The 16,661-nt window shown below is 74.1% G+C and carries 13 protein-coding genes; 7 read left to right on the top strand and 6 right to left on the bottom strand.

Annotation, left to right across the window (positions count from 1 at the left end; all coding sequences use genetic code 11):
* Positions 1 to 5: 5 nt before the first annotated feature.
* From HS99_RS06225 to HS99_RS06205, 5 genes are all read left to right on the top strand, one after another.
* Entirely contained in the window at positions 6 to 911 is a 906-nt protein-coding gene (locus HS99_RS06225; RefSeq protein ID WP_030281279.1) for a LysR family transcriptional regulator, read from the top strand.
* A gap of 109 nt (positions 912 to 1,020) precedes the next feature.
* Positions 1,021 to 1,602 (top strand): cysteine dioxygenase family protein, encoded by a 582-nt coding sequence (locus tag HS99_RS06220; protein ID WP_030551505.1) that lies wholly within the window; start codon positions 1,021 to 1,023, stop codon positions 1,600 to 1,602.
* Positions 1,603 to 1,616: 14 nt separating this feature from the next.
* The gene (locus HS99_RS06215) at positions 1,617 to 2,690 is read left to right on the top strand and encodes a YeiH family protein (protein WP_046386504.1); all 1,074 of its coding nucleotides are present in this window, start codon (positions 1,617 to 1,619) and stop codon (positions 2,688 to 2,690) included.
* 158 nt (positions 2,691 to 2,848) lie between these two features.
* Positions 2,849 to 3,559, top strand: coding sequence for a spermidine synthase family protein (locus tag HS99_RS06210; protein ID WP_033348403.1), 711 nt, complete (start codon positions 2,849 to 2,851; stop codon positions 3,557 to 3,559).
* 129 nt (positions 3,560 to 3,688) lie between these two features.
* Positions 3,689 to 4,753, top strand: a complete 1,065-nt coding sequence (locus tag HS99_RS06205) for a TetR/AcrR family transcriptional regulator C-terminal domain-containing protein (RefSeq protein WP_232543106.1) — start codon at positions 3,689 to 3,691, stop codon at positions 4,751 to 4,753.
* Positions 4,754 to 4,862: 109 nt separating this feature from the next.
* Here HS99_RS06205 and HS99_RS06200 read toward each other — a convergent pair whose 3' ends face one another.
* From HS99_RS06200 to HS99_RS06190, 3 genes are all read right to left on the bottom strand, one after another.
* A complete protein-coding gene (locus HS99_RS06200; RefSeq protein ID WP_030551514.1) occupies positions 4,863 to 6,776 on the bottom strand; it encodes a hypothetical protein in 1,914 nt (637 codons plus the stop codon).
* A 139-nt stretch (positions 6,777 to 6,915) separates the two neighbouring features.
* A complete protein-coding gene (locus tag HS99_RS06195) occupies positions 6,916 to 7,803 on the bottom strand; it encodes a TetR/AcrR family transcriptional regulator (RefSeq protein ID WP_078867172.1) in 888 nt (295 codons plus the stop codon).
* A 63-nt stretch (positions 7,804 to 7,866) separates the two neighbouring features.
* Positions 7,867 to 8,430 carry an NUDIX hydrolase gene (locus tag HS99_RS06190; protein ID WP_046386334.1) on the bottom strand — a complete coding sequence of 188 codons (564 nt, stop codon included), beginning with the start codon at positions 8,428 to 8,430 and terminating at the stop codon, positions 7,867 to 7,869.
* 85 nt (positions 8,431 to 8,515) lie between these two features.
* On the opposite strand from HS99_RS06190, the gene HS99_RS06185 reads away from it, so the two are divergent.
* Complete coding sequence (locus HS99_RS06185) at positions 8,516 to 9,736, top strand: serine hydrolase domain-containing protein (protein ID WP_030281300.1); 1,221 nt, start codon at positions 8,516 to 8,518, stop codon at positions 9,734 to 9,736.
* An 18-nt stretch (positions 9,737 to 9,754) separates the two neighbouring features.
* Here HS99_RS06185 and HS99_RS06180 read toward each other — a convergent pair whose 3' ends face one another.
* The 3 genes from HS99_RS06180 to HS99_RS06170 all read right to left on the bottom strand — a co-directional run bounded on the left by HS99_RS06180 (position 9,755) and on the right by HS99_RS06170 (position 13,082).
* Positions 9,755 to 10,078 carry a nuclear transport factor 2-like protein gene (locus HS99_RS06180; protein WP_030281302.1) on the bottom strand — a complete coding sequence of 108 codons (324 nt, stop codon included), beginning with the start codon at positions 10,076 to 10,078 and terminating at the stop codon, positions 9,755 to 9,757.
* Between the two features lie 263 nt (positions 10,079 to 10,341).
* Positions 10,342 to 11,865, bottom strand: coding sequence for an acetaldehyde dehydrogenase ExaC (gene exaC, locus HS99_RS06175; RefSeq protein WP_030551516.1), 1,524 nt, complete (start codon positions 11,863 to 11,865; stop codon positions 10,342 to 10,344).
* 269 nt (positions 11,866 to 12,134) lie between these two features.
* Positions 12,135 to 13,082, bottom strand: coding sequence for a terpene synthase family protein (locus HS99_RS06170; RefSeq protein ID WP_046386335.1), 948 nt, complete (start codon positions 13,080 to 13,082; stop codon positions 12,135 to 12,137).
* Positions 13,083 to 13,417: 335 nt separating this feature from the next.
* On the opposite strand from HS99_RS06170, the gene HS99_RS06165 reads away from it, so the two are divergent.
* A complete protein-coding gene (locus HS99_RS06165) occupies positions 13,418 to 16,417 on the top strand; it encodes an ATP-binding protein (protein WP_078938802.1) in 3,000 nt (999 codons plus the stop codon).
* Positions 16,418 to 16,661 lie beyond the last annotated feature (244 nt).

Raw genomic sequence — 16,661 nt, 5'->3', positions numbered from 1 at the left:
AGCCGGTGTTCGACTCGCGGCACATCAGGACGTTCCACGAGGTCGTCCGGGCCGGTTCCTACTCGGCCGCGGCCCGGGAGCTCGGCTACACCCAGCCCGCCATCACCCAGCAGATGAAGGCCCTCGAACGCACCGTCGGCGTCCCGCTGTTCACCCGCGCCGGGCGCGGCCTGCGGCTCACCGAGGCGGGCGAGGCGCTGTCCCGGCACGCCGAACTGATCCTCGGCAGCCTCTCCGCCGCCCAGCAGCAGCTCGCCGCGCTCGCCCGGCTGCGCGCCGGACGGGTACGGGTCTGCGCCTTCCCCAGCGCCAACGCCACCCTGATACCGGAGGCGATGGCCCGGCTGCTCGCCGAGCACCCCGGCGTCCGGGTCGAGCTGCTGGAGGCCGAGCCGCCGGACTCCGTCCAGCGGCTGCTGCGCGGCGAGTGCGACATCGCGCTGGCCTTCCGCTATCCGGGCCAGGCCACCGAGGTGCCGGACGGGCTGGACGAGATCCCGCTGATGGAGGACCTGCTCACCGTGCTGCTGCCGGTCGGGCACTCGCTCGGCCGTCGGCACGCCGTCCGGCTGGCCGACCTCGACGGTGAGCGCTGGATCGCCGGCTGCCCGCGCTGCCGGGCCAACCTGCTGCACGTCTGCGCGGAGGAGGGCTTCGCGCCGGACATCGTGTTCTCCACCGACGACAACCTCGCCGTGCAGAGCTTGGTCGCCGCCGGGGTCGGGATCGCCCTGATGCCCGCGCTGGTGCTCTCCTTCATGTGCCACCGCAAGGTCACCGGGCGGGCCGTCGAGCCGCACCTGCGGCGGCAGGTGAGCGCGTACGTGCTGCGCGAGCACCGGCGGATCCCCGCCACCGCGCTGGTGCTGGACCACTTGCGGCAGGCAGCGGCGAGCCGGGTCGGGTGCTGAGGCCGCGGCTGCTGCGCCGCACCTGCTGCTCGACCCATAAGCATGAGTGAGGGTGATGCTTAGGAACCCTCGTTGGACGTGATAGGTCGGTCGGTCCCAGCCTGCTGGTATGACACCCCCAGCCACGGTCGGCAGCGACCGGCTCACGGAGCGGATGGCCGCGCTGGTCAGCGAGATCCGCGCCGTCGTGGACCGCGGACTGCCACCCGAACTCACCGCGTACCTGGTCGGCGAACGCCTCGCCCCGCACCTGCTCACCGCCCCCGACGGGTCCGACGCCCTGCTCACCCCCGCCCAGCGCGAGGGCGACCCCCAGCGCTACCGCCAGCACGTCCTGCACGCCGAGGCGGACGGCAGCTTCTCCGTCGTCGCCCTGGTCTGGCTGCCCGGACAGCACACCCCGATCCACGACCACGTCTCGTGGTGCGTGGCCGGGGTCCACCAGGGCCAGGAGAGCGAGACGCGCTACCGGCTGGTCTCCGACGGGCGCAGCTCCCGGCTGGTCGAGACCGAGCACGTGGCGGGCCCCGCCGGGACGGTCGCCGCCTTCGCCCCGCCCGGCGACATCCACCTGGTGCGCAACTCCTGCAGCACCACCGCCATCTCCATCCACGTGTACGGCGCGGACGTCTCGCGGCTCGGCACCAGCATCCGGCGGGTCTACCGGCTCCCCGCCGACCAGGAGCGGTGAGCGGCGACGTGGCACTGACCCTCCGGGAGCGGGCCGCCCGCACCCGCTCACTTCCCCCGCTCGGCGGGGACGCCCCCGGCCTGCTGCTCGCGGCGGTCGGGGTGGCCGCCGCGATCGCCGTCCACGCGGCCGTCCCGGCCGTGCCCGAGCTCACCGCCGCCGTCGTGCTCGGCATGGCGGTGGCCCACCTGCCCGGGCTGCGCCCGGTGGTCCGCGGAGTCGCCCGGCCAGGGCTGTCGACGGCCGGGAAGCGGCTGATGCGGCTCGGGATCGTCCTGCTCGGGCTCAAGCTCAGCCTGGACGACGTGCTCGGCCTCGGCTGGGCCACCGTCGCCATGGTGCTCACCGTGGTCGCCGCCACCTTCGCCGGCACGCTCTGGCTGGGCCGGCGGCTCGGCCTGCCCGGCGACCAGTCGCTGCTGGTCGCCACCGGCTACTCGATCTGCGGGGCCTCGGCGATCGGCGCGGTCAGCCAGGCGGCCGGCAGCGAGGAGGAGGACGTCGCCTCTTCGGTCGCGCTGGTCACCCTGTGCGGGACGTTGGCGATCGCGGTCCTGCCGCTGCTGCAGCACCCGCTGGGGCTCGGCGAGATCGAGTTCGGGCGCTGGGTCGGGGCGAGCGTGCACGACGTCGGACAGGTGGTCGCCACCGCGCAGACCGGGGGCCCCGGCGCCCTGCGCGAGGCGGTGCTGGTCAAGCTGATGCGGGTGATGCTGCTGGCGCCGCTGGTCGCGGGCGTCGCCGTGGTGGCGCGGCGCAATGCGCGCGGGGCCGCGGCCGGCGGTGCTTCGGCCGACGGGGCGGACGGTGTCGCCAAGAGCGGAAACCGGCCGCCGATCGTGCCGCTGTTCGTGGCCGGGTTCCTGGTGATGATCGTGCTGCGCACCACCGGGGTGCTGCCCGAGCGGGCGCTCACGCTGGCCGGGGACGCGCAGGAACTGCTGCTCGCGGCCGCGCTGTTCGGGCTGGGGAGCGCGGTGCACCTGCCCACGATGGTGCGGACCGGCGGGCGGCTCGCGCTGCTCGGTCTCGGCTCGTGGGTGGTCGTCGCCGGTGTGTCCTACGCGGGCGTGCTGATCACGACCTGACGGGGCGGGGTTGCGTCCGGGCCGGGTCCCTTCGGGGCCCGGCCCTGTCCGTGGGGGCCGTTTATTCACGGGCCGGACGAGTGCGGACTCGGTTATCGTCGGGCGGAAGATCGCCCGTACCGGGACGATCCTGCTGCCGAGTCCGTCGAGGAGGACGCATGACCACCGCACTGCCCGAACGGGACGGCCACGAGGCCGTCGTCACGCTCGACCGACGGGAGGGGCCGTTCGGCGAGGTGGTGTTGCGGCAGCGCGGACGGCACTACGAGATCATCGCCAACGGGTGCTTCCTGATGGACACCGCCGACGGACGCTCCGAGCGGCTGCTGGTCCAGGCGGCGCTGGACGAGCTGGACCGGACCGGCGCCGCCGTGACCGCGCCGTCGGTGCTGATCGGCGGGCTCGGGGTCGGCTTCTCGCTCGCGTACGCGGTGGCCGAGCCGCGCTGGGGGCGGATCGCCATCGTGGAGCGGGAGAACGCGATCATCGACTGGCACCGCAGCGGCCCGCTGGGCGGCTTCTCCGGCGGTGCGCTGGACGACGAGCGGGTCGAGGTGATCCACACCGACCTGCTGGGGTACCTGGCGGCGTCCGACGGCGAGCGCTACGACGCGCTCTGCCTGGACATCGACAACGGGCCGGACTGGACCGTCACCGACTCCAACTCCGGGCTGTACGGGGCGGACGGGCTCGCGGTGCTGTGGCACCGGCTGCGGCCCGGCGGAGTGCTGGCGGTGTGGAGCGCGCAGCCGTCGCCGGACTTCGAGGAGGCGCTGCGGGCCGCGGGTTTCGCGGACGTGGTCAGCCGGGAGGTGCCGGTGAGCCGGGGGGTGCCGGACGTGGTGCACCTGGCGCGGCGCTCCGGCTGAACCGGGCCGCTGCGCGGACCTGTTGGCGACGGCGGCCGTCAACTGGCCGGCGGGGCGTGCGGTTTGGGTTCACCTCGCGGCCGAGTGACCGACTGCTAGCGTGGGTGCCTGCAGTGCACTAGTGCGTTAGTGCGGTCGGTCGAGCGGGCGGTGGTGGTTGTGGTGGACGGCGGAACGCCTTCGGAGCGGATCGCGGCCGAGCTCCGACGCCGGATCGCGGCAGGGGAGTTGAAGCCGGGTGCCCGGGTGCCCTCCACGCGGCGGATCATGCGGGAGTGGGGCGTGGCGATGGCCACCGCGACCAAGGTGCTGAACCGGCTGCGGGAGGACGGGTTGGTGCGGGCCGTCCCGGGGGTGGGGACGGTGGTGGCGGCCCGGCGGGCTCCGGCGGGCGCTCCTGCGCAGGGCCGTGCGGTCGCGGGCCGGGAGGCGGGTCGCGAGGTGGGCCGGGAGGCGGAGCGGGTGCCGGGTGCGGCGGGCGTCGTACAGCGGGCGAAGGGCGGGGAGCGGGAGCTCGGCCGGGAGCGGATCGTCGAGGCCGCGGTGCGGGTCGCCGACCACGAGGGGCTGGCGGCGCTGTCGATGCGCCGGGTCGCGACCGAACTGGGTGTCGCCACCATGTCGCTCTACCGCCATGTGCCGGGCAAGGACGAGCTGTTGCGGCTGATGACGGACAGGGTCTTCGGTGAGCAGCCGCTCGCGGCAGCACCGGCCCCGGCCTGGCGGCCGGGACTGGAAGAGGTCTCGCGGTTGCAGTGGCGGATCTACCGGAGCCACCCCTGGCTGGCGTCCACGATGTCCTTCACCCGGCCGGTGCTGGCGCCCGACGCGGCGCTGCACACCGAGCGGGCGATCTCCGCGCTTGCGGGGCTCGGGCTGAGCTGGGAGGAGATGGCCCAGGCCTCGGTCAGCCTGGCGGCCTTCACCTGTGGGCTGGCCGTCCACTTCGAGCGGGAGGCGCAGGCGGAGCAGGACAGCGGGATGTCCGCGGAGGAGTGGATGGAACGGCTCGACGACGAGGACCACGACCGGCTGATGTCGGACCCGGAGCGCTTCCCGATGTTCGACGCACTGAACCGGGGACCGGAGATCGACCTCGGCCTCGACGCGCTGTTCGAGTTCGGGCTGGCGCGGATGCTGGACGGGGTGGGGGCGCTGATCGCGGCGCGGGGAGGGGCGACGGGTAACAGCTGACAGATGACAGATGACAGATTTCAGCTTTCGTTCGCTGAAGTCTGTCGGCTGTCATCCGTCAGCTGTCATCTGTTACCGGCCGCCGCGGTCGGCGGCGGGCTGCCCTCCGTCAGCCGAACGGCCGGTGCTCCGGCTCCGCCTCGGCGTCGGCTGCGGCCTCCGCCTGCGGTTCGTCCGAGCTCGCGGCCAGGCCCGAGATGCCGAAGGGGTCGAAGTCCGGTGGCGGGATCATCACCGGAGTGCCCTTGCGCTTGGCAGGCTCGTCCGCGTTCGCCGCAGGTGCGCCCGCCGGAGCAGCCGCCGGGGCGGTCGGGGCCGGGATCAGCGGCGGGGCCGAGGGCGGCGGCGGGACGGCCGGCCCCTTGGCGGCGACGGTGGTGCCGAAGGGGTCGGGCTTCTGCTCGGCTGCGACCGTCGTTCCGAACGGGTCGGGCGCAGCCGTACCGGCGCCGGCGGCCGGCGCAGCGGTTCCTTCCGCGGTCGGGATCGTGCCCCCGATGCCGAAGGGGTCGAAGTCCGGCGGCGGGATCATGACCGGCGTGCGCTTGCGTTCGGCCGGCTCCGCGCGGACGGCAGCGGCAGCGGCGTCCGCCGCCGCCTCCTCCTGCGCGACGGGCGCGAAGGGGTTGAAGTCCGCGGGCGGGATGCGCACCGGCGTCCCGCGCAGGTGCACCGGCTTCTCCTCCGGCTCCTCCGCCACGGCCGCAGCGGTCGGCGCAGCGGTCGGAACGGCGCTCGGCGCAGTGGTCGGAGCGGCAGGAGGGGCCACGGGAGGCGGCACCGGCACCGGTGGGGCCGCCGCCGCGGGCGCGACCGCAGCCGTGAGCGGTACGCCGTCCCAGCCGAACTGGATGCTCTTCAGCAGCTCCGCGAAGGCCTCCGTGTACAGCTCCCAGTCCTCCGGCCGGGCGGTGGAGAGCTGGGCGCACAGAACCGTTCCGCCGTCCGGCAGCGGCACGAACGCCTGGACGACCGAGGTGACCACCCAGCGGCGCTGCCCGTCGGCGGCCAGCGGTCCGGGCACCGGGACGGTCCGCCCCTCGACCAGGACGGCGGCCGGCCCGGCGGGCAGCAGCACCGTCCAGACCTCGGCGTGCCGCCGTACGGTGGCCAGCTCGGTCGCGAACGCGGTGATCGGCAGCGGGTGGCGGGCGAGCGAGACGACGAGCGTGGCCTCGGTGGCGCGCCCGTCGACCTCCAGCGCGCACACGCCCGCGTAGCGGACGCCGGCGTCCTGGACCAGGTCGGTCAGGGTCGCGGAGATCACCGCGAAGTCGCGGCGCGGCTCCGGGCCGGTGGCGCTGAACAGTTCCTCGGCGACCTCCGCCAGGTGCCCGGTCAGCTCCGTGGCGGCCGCCACGGAGGCGCGGTCGGTCCCGTCGGCGTCCGCGGTTCCGTGGGTGTCCGCGGTTCCGTCACCGCCGCCGCCCGGAAGCGGGGGCACCGTACGGGCGGAGGCCCCGGCGGGCCCGCCGGGGGAGGTCAGCGAGTGGAAGCCCGGCGGGACGACCAGCCGGACCTCGGTGCCCGCGCCGGTGGCGAGTTCGACCGGCTGCCGGGTCTGCCGCCCGGCCGCCAGCGCGGCCAGCGCCGGGGCGAACGGCGGGCGAAGCTTGGCGTCGGCGAACTCGCCGGTGACCGGCAGCTGGAACAGCGCGGCCGAGGTGGTGCCCCGGTCGGCGATGGCGCCGCGCACGGCTCCGCCGCCGTAGCGGTGGTGCAGCGCGGCCGTCACCCGGTCGGCGATCCGCGCGCCGGTGCCCGGTCGGGCCGTGCCGGCGGTGATCACCGTGCCGAGCCGGTCGAGGGCCTGGTGCACCGGCCCGTTGGGGGCCAGCGGCAGGCCGAACAGCGCCTCGGCGGCGGGGTGTTCGGCCGGTTCGAGGGCGCTCAGCGCGGTCGCCGGGTGGCGCGAGGTGTGCTCGTCGAAGAGGGCGTCGGTGAGGGTGCCGAGGGTCGCGCAGACCTGCTCGGCCGCCGCGAAGGGGTTGGCCTCCGCGCTGAACTGGACGTCCTGGGTCAACTGGTGAGCCCCCCGCTCTGCTCCGTCTGCCGTCGGTGGTTCGGGTGGGACCGGGCCCCGCCCGGCGGCGGGTCGTCAGGTCCCCGCCCATTCCTATCAGAGCCCACCGTCGTCGCCGAACCGCAGGATCACCTGATGATCACTCCGCGGGGGCCCCGGCAGTGCCCTCCGTGGCCTGCGCGGACGCTTCGTCCACCGGCCCGACGGTCTGCGGCCCGACGGTCTGCGGCCCGGCGGCCAGGGCGGTGACCGCGTCGAGGATGCCGGGCACCGCGAACAGCCCGGCGAGGTCCTGGACCAGTCGCCCGGTCGGCCCGTCGGGCCGCTCGTCGGCGAAGAAGGAGGCCAGCTCGGCGGCGAGCGCGGGCTCCCGGGCGGCGGTCAGGGTGAGCGAGGCGACGAACTCCTGCACCAGGTGCAGCTGCAGCTCCTCCAGCGGAACGGACCGCTCGGCCAGCCACTCCAGGGAGGTGATCTCGGCGTTGGCGATCCAGGCCCGGACGGTCAGCCGCAGTCCGGGGCTCGGAGCGGGGATCGCCAGGTGGCTGAGGATCTGGTCGTGCGCGGCCCGGCGCACCTCGTCGATCACCGCCGAGGTGCCCGCGCTGGCCGCCACCGAGCCGCCCCGCAACAGCGCGGCGAAGCCCGGCCCGTGGCTCTGCACGAAGTCCAGGTAGCGGCCCATCACCCGGTACAGCCGCTCCGACAGCGGCCCCTCCATCGGCTCCTCGAACCGGGCCGAGAGTTCCCGCCCGGCACGCCGCAGCGACGCCTCGTAGAGCGCCTGCTTGCCGGGGAAGTAGTGGTACACCAGCGGCCGGGAGGCGCCCGCGGCGGCGGCGATGTCGTCGATCGACACCTCCTCCGGCGGGCGGCGGCTGAACAGCTCCAGCGCCACGGCGATCAGTTGCTCCCGCCGCTCGTCCACGCTCAGCCGTCGGCGCGGCCGTTCACCCGCGGCGCCCCGGTCGGGGGCGGCGGTCCGTTCTGCGCGGTCGGCCGTCGGCGACGGCGTACGGGAGGCCATGCGCGTCAGCCTATCCGTCGGCCGCCCGCGGGCCCATGCGGCCCGGCCTGCGCTCCCCTGCCCTCATGCGCTGCCCGAGGCCGGTTCGGCACGGTCCGCCGGACGGCCCTTACTCTCCTGGCGCTCCAGGTAGCGGCGGTAGGCCTCCAGGCCGTCGGGCACGAAGGTGTCGCGGGCGAGGCGCTCGGAGAGTTCGGCCGGGGTGAGCCAGGCGTGCCAGGCGACCTCGGACTCCTGCGGGGAGACCGGGCCGTCCCACTCCGCCTCGTACATGTCGCACCACCAGGAGAGCTTGCCGCCCTCCGGCTCCCTGAAGAGGAACTTGAAGATCGGCCGCGGGGCGATGCCGCGCACCCCGAGCTCCTCCTCGGCCTCGCGGACGGCGGCCTCGGCGTATGTCTCGCCGGAGCCGACGACGCCGCCGACCCACATGTCGTACGCGCCGGGGGCGAACAGCTTGGTGTCGGTGCGGCGGTGGACGAAGATCCGGCCGGCCGGGTCGCGGACCATGATGAAGACGCACCGGTGGGTCAGCCCCTGCCGGTACACCTCCCCGCGCAGCGCGGTACCGATCACCCGGTCGTTGTCGTCGACGATGTCCAGCAGCTCTTCGGCAGGGTTGGTCATGAACGACAGGTTAGGGTTTCGGAGCCCGCTTCGAACGCGGGATCGATCAGCTGGGCGGCGACGAACGACCTGAGGACGGCACGCGGTGGTGGAGATCTGGGGCGAGACGGCCGAGGGGTTCGAGCCCGTACGGGAGGCCTTCGCGCGGAACTTCGCCGAGTACGGCGAGCTGGGCGCGGCGTTCGCGCTGTACGTGCGCGGGCGCAAGGTGGTCGACCTGTGGGGCGGGGACGCCCGGCCCGAGGTCGGCGGGCGGCCCGCGCCCGCGGTGCCGTGGACGGCGGACACCGCCCAGGTGCTGCGCTCGGTCACCAAGGGCCTGACCGCGGCCACCGCGCTGCTGCTGGTCGAGCGCGGCCTGCTCGACCTGGACGCGCCGGCGGCCTCGTACTGGCCGGAGTTCGCGGCGGCGGGCAAGGGCGCGGTGCCGGTGCGCTGGCTGCTGTCGCACCAGGCGGGGGTGCCGGCGCTGGACGTGCCGCTGCGCCTGGAGGACGTGCTGACCTGGGAGCGGGCGGTCGCCGCGGTGGCCGCCCAGGCGCCCGCCTGGGAGCCGGGGACGGCGCACGGCTACCACCCGTACACCTTCGGTTGGCTGGTCGGCGAGGTGGTGCGCCGGGTGAGCGGCCGTACGGTCGGCCAGTACTTCGCCGAGGAGATCGCCCGGCCGCTCGGGCTCGACCTGTGGATCGGGCTGCCGGCCGGCGCCGCGCCCCGGGTCGGCAAGCTGGTCGACCTGCCCGCCCCGGAGGCGGCCCGGACCGGCCCGAGCGGGCTGCGGCTGCGGCCCAAGCAGTCCGTGCGGGACGCCTACCAGGACCCGACCTCGCTGACCGCCCGCGCCTTCGCCTCGGTGCTGCCCGGGGTGAACATGAACGACCCGGCGGTGCAGGCCGCCGAGATCCCGGGCGCGGGCGGCATCGGCACCGCCCGCTCGGTGGCCCGGTTCTACGCGGCGCTGATCGGCGCCGCCGACCGCCCGGACGGGTCCGGCGCGCTGCTGCCGCCGCTGTTCGGCCCGGAGGTGCTGGCCCGCGCGGTCGGGCCGGTGGTGAACGGCCCGGACCGGGTGCTGATCGTCAACTCCACGTTCGGCCTGGGCTTCTGGCGGCACGGACCGACCGCGCCGATGACCTCGCCGACGAGCTTCGGCCACCCGGGCCGGGGCGGCTCGCTGGGCTTCGCCGACCCCGAGCTCGGGCTCGGCTTCGGGTACGTCACCAACGGCATGCAGCCGGGCGTCACCGGGGACGTCCGCTCGCGCAACCTGATCCGCGCGGTGCGGGGGTGCCTGGGGCTGTCCTGAGGCCGGTCGGGCACCGGGTCACGCCTGGCCGGTCTCGAAGCGGCTGATCCTGCCGCCGTCGACGGTGAACCGCCAGGCGGTGCGCATCTCGCCCCAGGTCTCGTTGGTGAAGTTGGCGACCAGCGCGTGGCCTCCGGAGGACTCGCTCTGGACGTCCATGCGGCCGTTGGGGCCGAAGATCTCCCGGTCCACCCACTCGTCGAGGTCGCGGTCGGAGCCGTCGTCGGACATGGTCGCGTCCGGGGCGAGCACGTGGAAGAAGGCCTCGCGGTCGCCCGCGTTGACCGCGGTGACGAAGGCACGCACGGTGGGGTCGGTGAGCTTGGCGGGGGCGATGGTCATGCCGGACTCCGTGGGCGGGATCGGGAACGGGGAGTCCTGTCTACGGCGTTCGCGGGGGCCGTTCGGGCATGTCGGCGGCGCGTCGGGAAAATCAGCCGATTCACGTGCTTAGATCCCGAACCAGGTGAAATTCCCGGAACACGGGATTGGCCCCGAGAGCCCGCCGCGGGGAGTGGCGGTGGAGCGGGGGACCGGACGAGGTCTCCCGCTCCACTTCTGTCGGGCCCCCGGACTTCCGTCGGGGCCTACCGGGGCCCTGGGGCCTAGAAGAAGCCGACCGCGTCGGGGGAGTAGCTGACCAGCAGGTTCTTGGTCTGCTGGTAGTGCTCCAGCAGCGCCTTGTGGTTCTCCCGCCCGATGCCGGAGTTCTTGTAGCCGCCGAAGGCCGCGTGCGCCGGGTAGGCGTGGTAGCAGTTGGTCCAGACCCGGCCGGCCTGGATGGCGCGCCCGGCCCGGTGGGCGGTGTTGATGTTGCGGGTCCACACGCCCGCGCCGAGCCCGTACTGGGTGTCGTTGGCGAGCGCGACCGCCTCGTCGAAGCCGTCGAAGCGGGTGACCGAGACGACCGGGCCGAAGATCTCCTCCTGGAAGACCCGCATGCTGTTGACGCCCTCGAAGACCGTCGGCGTCACGTAGTACCCGCCGGCCAGCGGGCCGCCGAGGTCGGCGCGCTCGCCGCCGACCAGGACCTTGGCGCCCTCGGCCTGGCCGATCTCGAAGTAGGAGAGGATCTTCTTCAGCTGTTCGGCGCTGGCCTGCGCGCCGACCTGGGTCTCGGTGTCCAGCGGGTCGCCCTGGCGCATGGCGCGCACCCGGCCCAGCCCGTCGCCGAGCAGCCGCTCGTAGACCGGGGACTCGATCAGCGCGCGGCTGGGGCAGGTGCAGACCTCGCCCTGGTTGAGGGCGAACATCGCGAAGCCCTCGACGGCCTTGTCGTAGAAGGCGTCGTCGTCGGCGGCGACGTCCGCGAAGAACAGGTTGGGGCTCTTGCCGCCGAGTTCGAGGGTCGCCGGGATCAGGTTGTCGGCGGCGGCGCGGGCGATCAGCCGGCCGGTGCCGGTCTCGCCGGTGAAGGCGAGCTTGCGGACCCGCTTGCTGGCGGCCAGCGGGGCGCCGGCCTCCTCGCCGAAGCCGGTGACGACGTTGAGCACGCCCGGCGGCACCAGGTCGGCGGTCAGCTCGGCCAGCAGCAGCACCGAGGCCGGGGTCTGCTCGGCGGGCTTGAGCACCACCGCGTTGCCGGCCGCGAGTGCCGGGGCCAGCTTCCAGATCGCCATCAGGATCGGGAAGTTCCACGGGATGATCTGGCCGACGACGCCCAGCGGCTCGTGGAAGTGGTACGCCACGGTGTCCTCGTCCAGTTGGGAGAGGCTGCCCTCCTGGGCGCGCAGCGCGCCGGCGAAGTAGCGCAGGTGGTCGACGGCGAGCGGGAGGTCGGCGGCCAGCGTCTCGCGCACCGGCTTGCCGTTCTCCCAGCTCTCCGCGACGGCCAGCTGCTCCAGGTGGGCCTCCATCCGGTCGGCGATCCGCAGCAGGACCTGCGCCCGCTCGGCGGCGGAGGTGCGGCCCCAGGCCGGGGCGGCGGCGTGCGCCGCGTCCAGGGCGGCCTCGATGTCCTCGGCGGTGCCGCGGGCGACCTCGGTGAACACCTCACCGGTGACCGGCGTCGGGTTGCCGAAGTACTCGCCGCGCACCGGGGGCGCCCATCCGCCGCCGATCCAGTGGTCGTACCGGGAACGGTAGGCGACGATGCTGCCGGGTGTGCCGGGCGGCTGGTAGACCGTCATGCTCTGTGCTCCTCGCGACGTCGGGCGCCCCTGGCGCCGGTCGGACCGGGGGCGGCACGCCGGGCCGCCCGGTCAGGGGGCGGCTCGGCGGGAGGGTGCGGACACGCAGTCGGGCGGCGCCCCGCCGGGGCGCCCGCCGACGAGCACGATAACCGCCGGGTGCGCGCTGCGGCTACGGTCCGTACGCCGGCCCGGTACGGAGGGTCCGCGTTCCGGCCGTTGCCGGGCGGCCGCGCCCGGTGGTGCTCCGACGTCCGAGGGACGGGGCCTCAGACCGCGTGGTACCGGCCGGTGCGGGCCTCCCAGCTCAGGTACCCGGCCAGCCAGGTGATCAGCCCGTCGGCGTACCGCTGGGCGATCGTGCGTTCGATCCGGGACAGGCCCAACTCCAGGAAGACGTCGGGCAGTCGCTCGTGCAGCTCGGCGCAGCGCTCGACCATCAGCTGCGCCTCCGCCATCACCGCGGAGCAGGCCTCCTCGGCCGAGCAGTGGCGCTCGCGCTGGACGATCATCACCAGGTTGTTGACGTCGCCGCGCGGGGCTTCGAGCGGGAAGGACCGCACGTCGTTGCTGAGGGACGGTATGTCGGCGGCCAGCTGGCGGATCTGACGGAGCACCGGATGGTGCAGCACGGAGGCGGGGACCTCGAACTGGCCGATCCGTTCGACCATGTCGAAGATGGTCTCCATCGCCGCGGTGCCCCGTCTGAGTTCCAGGTAGCCGTCCCGGTCCGGCGGTCGGGCGGAGATCCGGCCGGCCGCCTCGGCCGGGTGACTGGCGAAGTAGTACTCCCAGTTGTAGGCGGCCCGGGCCTGCCAGCGGGCGGGCATGCCGCGCACGCTGCGGGCCCACAGGTCGGCGAAGGCCGTCTCGACCGGGGAGTGCTGGTCGGGCCGGGCGCCGTGCAGGACGGCGATCAGGCGCTCGCAGATCGGGGCGACCTCGGTGGGGCGGCGACCGAGCGGCCCGTCGAACTGGTCGTCGAAGAGGAAGTAGAAGCCCATCAGATCGGCCGCCAGTGCGAGTTCGTCCGGACCGGCGTCCGGGTAGCCGAGCGCGGCGAGGTCGACCACCTCCCAGTGCGCGTACCCGGGGTGGTCGGCGTCGGGGAGCAGCGGGTGGCGGATCAGCCAGTCCCGGTGCAGTGCGGTGGCGTACGGTCCGTGCGGACTGCGGCGGTACGGGAACGGGATCTCAAGTGATGTGTCGTCAGACATCGGACTCCCGGTGCAGCGGAGGGTGGGGGCGCTTGTGGTTCGAGCACTTCTGGTGGGGGAGTTGACGTGACGGGGCGCGGCGGGTGAGGGTGGTTTACGCAAGATCATCCGCGCCTCGCGGGCCGTAGGGTATCTGATGCAATGATCGGACGTTAGGGATATAGGGCAATTGCCCTTGGCAAGCCGCCCGAACCCTCACCGTCCGCCCCAGCCTGCACGAATGCCTCACGGGAAGTCCTACACGGCGCTAACCTCGGCTCCACGAACAGTGATGGACCGGCTCCCCCGTGCGGCGGCGGAGCCGTGCCGCGAGCGGGTGAGGCGGAGGCGCGACGGTGACCGATCAGGGCAACGAACTTCGGGCGGGAACCGGGTCCGGCCGGGGTGACGGCGGACCGGCGGCCCGGGTCCGGCTGCGCGACCGCGACGCCGAACTGCGCTCCGTCGAAGCGGCCGTCGACCGCCTCTGCCGCGAGTTCGCCGCCGGCGGCACCGAGATCGGCGAACTGCTCGCCTTCTCCGGCCGCCCCGGCATCGGCAAGACCAGCCTGCTGCACGAGGTCCGACGGATCGCCAGCCTGCGCGAGGGCGCCACCGTGCTGTTCGCCCGCGGCGGCGAACAGCAGTTCAAGGAGCCGTACCACGTGCTGCGCCAGCTCCTGCAGCCCGTCCTGACCAAGCTCGAGGCCGACGAGTTCCGCCAGGTCATGGGCACCTGGGAGGAGGTCGTCGGACCGGCCATGGGCCTCAAGCAGCCCAAGGCCGGCGCCCGCCGCCTGGACCCCCAGGGCGTGCGCGACGGCCTCGACTACGTCCTCACCCAGCTCGCGCCGCGCCGCGCGCCGATGGTGATGATCGTCGACGACCTGCACTGGGCGGACGCCGAATCCCTCTCCTGGCTCGCCAAGTTCGCCGTCCGCTCCGGCGAACTGCCCGTGCTGCTGGTCTTCGCCTTCCGCGAGGACGAGAACGACTGGCCCACCGAGACCCAGGGCCTGCGCCGGGGCGTCCTCGACCTCGCCAGCCGCAAGCACGAGCTCAGCCGGCTCACCCTGAGCTCCGTCACCGACATGATCCGCGCCGAACTCGGCGACAAGGCCGAGGACGCCTTCTGCTACGAGTTCTGGAACGTCGTCAACGGCAACCCCTTCGAGGCTGGTCGCCTGCTCGACCAGGTGCGTGAACAGGAACTCGAGCCGGTCGAGGAGAACTCCCGACAGCTGCGGGAACTCGCCGTCGACGCCACCGGGATGACCCTCAAGAGCTGGCTGGACCGGCTCGGGCCCGCCACCCTGCGCTTCGCCTGGGCCTGCGCCATGCTGGGCACCGACATCCGGGTCGACCTCGCCACCCGGATCTCCACCCAGAGCACCGAGGGCGCCCGCGAGTCCATCAAGCAGCTGCGCAAGCAGCGGGTCCTCACCCAGGCCCCCAACGGGAACCTTGAGTTCGTCCACCCGCTGATCGCCAGCTCGATCTACAACACCATGCCGGACGCCACCCGCCTCGGCATGCACGGCATCGCCGCCGTCGAGATCGAGAACGCCGGACTCGGCCTGCTCGCCGCCTCCCGCCACCTGGTCGAGACCCACTCCGGCGAGGGCGACGACCGGATCGTCAAGAAGCTGCGTCGCGCCGCCGTCGAACACCAGCTGATCGGCGCCCCGGAGGCCGCCCAGCGCTGCCTGCACCGCGCGCTCAACGAGCCGCCCGCCGACGACATCAAGGCCGAGGTGCTGTACGAGCTCGGCTGCTCCGCACTGCTCACCGACCCCGGGGCCACCGTCAACCAGCTCCGGCTGGCCCTCGACCCCGACGAGGGGCCGCTGCGCCCGGAACTGCGGGTGGACGCCACCTTCCGGCTCTCCGAGGTGCTCGCCCACAGCGGTGAGCTGGGCCAGGCCGCCCTGGTCTGCCAGGAGGAGGCCGAGCAGACCGCCGAACCGGCCCGGCGCCAGCGGCTCCAGGCGGCCTCGTTCATGTGGCACGCCTTCCGCAAGTCCGAGGAGGACGGCCCCGGCCGCTCCGCCCGGCTCGCCGAAATGTGCCGGAACCTGACCGGCCGGGAGGCCGCGGACCGGGCCGTGCTCGCCATGCGCGCCTGGGACCTGACCCTGCGCGGCGCCTCCTCCGCCGAGGCGCTGGCGCTCGCCGACGAGGTCCTGGACGGCGGCCGGCTGCCCAAGGGCCTCGGCTGGACGGACACCACCTGGGGCTTCGAACTGCCCTCGATGCTCTGCCTCACGTACATCTACAACGACCGCATCGCCCAGGCCGAGCGGCTGGCCGCGGACGCCATCATCCAGTTCGAGGTGGCCGGTTGGAGCGGTGCCCACCGGGGTTTCGCGTACTTCCTGATGGGGCTCGCCCGTTTCCGCCGCGGACTGCTCGCCGAGGCCGAGGACTTCCTGCGCCGGGCCTACCGCATCTCCGAGCGGATCGGGGCCAAGCTGCCGCTGGCCTGGGGCGCCGTCGGCGTGCTGGTGGACACCCTGATCGCCCGCGGCCGGGTCGAGGAGGCCTGGGAGGAGGCCAACCTGTTCGGCTTCCACCCGCCGTACCACCCGACCGCCATGGTGCTGCCGGACGCCGCCTCGCTGTACGGCAAGCTGCTGGTCGCCAAGAACCGGCACGCCGGGGCGGCCGCCTCGCTCACCGAGGCCGGGGCCCAGCTGGAGGTCCGCGGCTGGCGCAACACCGTCTGGGCGCCGTGGGCCGGACACCTCGCGATCGCGATCGCGTCCGACGAGCCCGAGCGCGCCCGCGAGTACGCCCAGAAGGCCGTCAGGGACGCCCGCACCTTCGGCACCGCCTCGGCGATCGGCAGCGCGCTGCGGCTGCAGGCGCGGATCGAGGACGGTCAGCAGGCGGTCGAACTGCTGGAGCAGGCCGTGGAGCACCTAGGGCAGTCCCCGGCCGGGTACGAGCACGCCGTCGCGCTGGTCGACCTCGGCGCCGCGCTGCGCCGGGTCGGACGGCTGGAGGACGCCCAGGAGTACCTGTACCAGGGCATCGAGCTGGCCCAGCACTGCTCGGCGGAGAAGCTGGTCGACCGGGCCCGGCGGGAACTGGCCAACTACGGGCTGCGGCCCAACCGGCTGGGGCTGCACGACTTCCAGGAGACCCTGGAGACGCTCAGCGGGCCGGAGCGGGAGGTCGCCAACCTGGCGGTCAAGGGCGTGCCGCCGCAGCGGATCGCCGAGCAGCTCGGGGTGCACCTGAGCCTGGTCAACCGGCGGCTGGCGGCGGTCTACCGCAAGGCGGGCACCGGGCCGGACGGGCTGGCCTCGGCACTGGGGCTGCAGCAGCGGCTGGAGGAGGAGCCGGGGGAGTAGTGGCGCGCGCGGCAGGGCGACGGCCTGCGGACGGGCGAGACGGCCCGCCGAGGGCAGCAGGGCAGCGGCCGTGAGGGGCGGGCGGCCGTTGGCGTTCGGCGGCCGGTAGCGTTCGGGCGGCGCGCGGAGGCGTGGAAGCGCCCCCGCGGGCGCCGCCCTCGCTAGGCTGACGGACACCACGGGGGCCGCCGCTACGCTCCCTGGACGGACCGGGACCGGGCGGAAGTGGCGCACTGCCGCCGCC

This window comes from Kitasatospora aureofaciens, assembly GCF_001188955.3.
Taxonomy (GTDB): domain Bacteria; phylum Actinomycetota; class Actinomycetes; order Streptomycetales; family Streptomycetaceae; genus Kitasatospora; species Kitasatospora aureofaciens.
The sequence above is the reverse complement of the archived record's forward strand: the minus strand, read 5'-3'. Positions and strand labels throughout refer to the sequence as shown.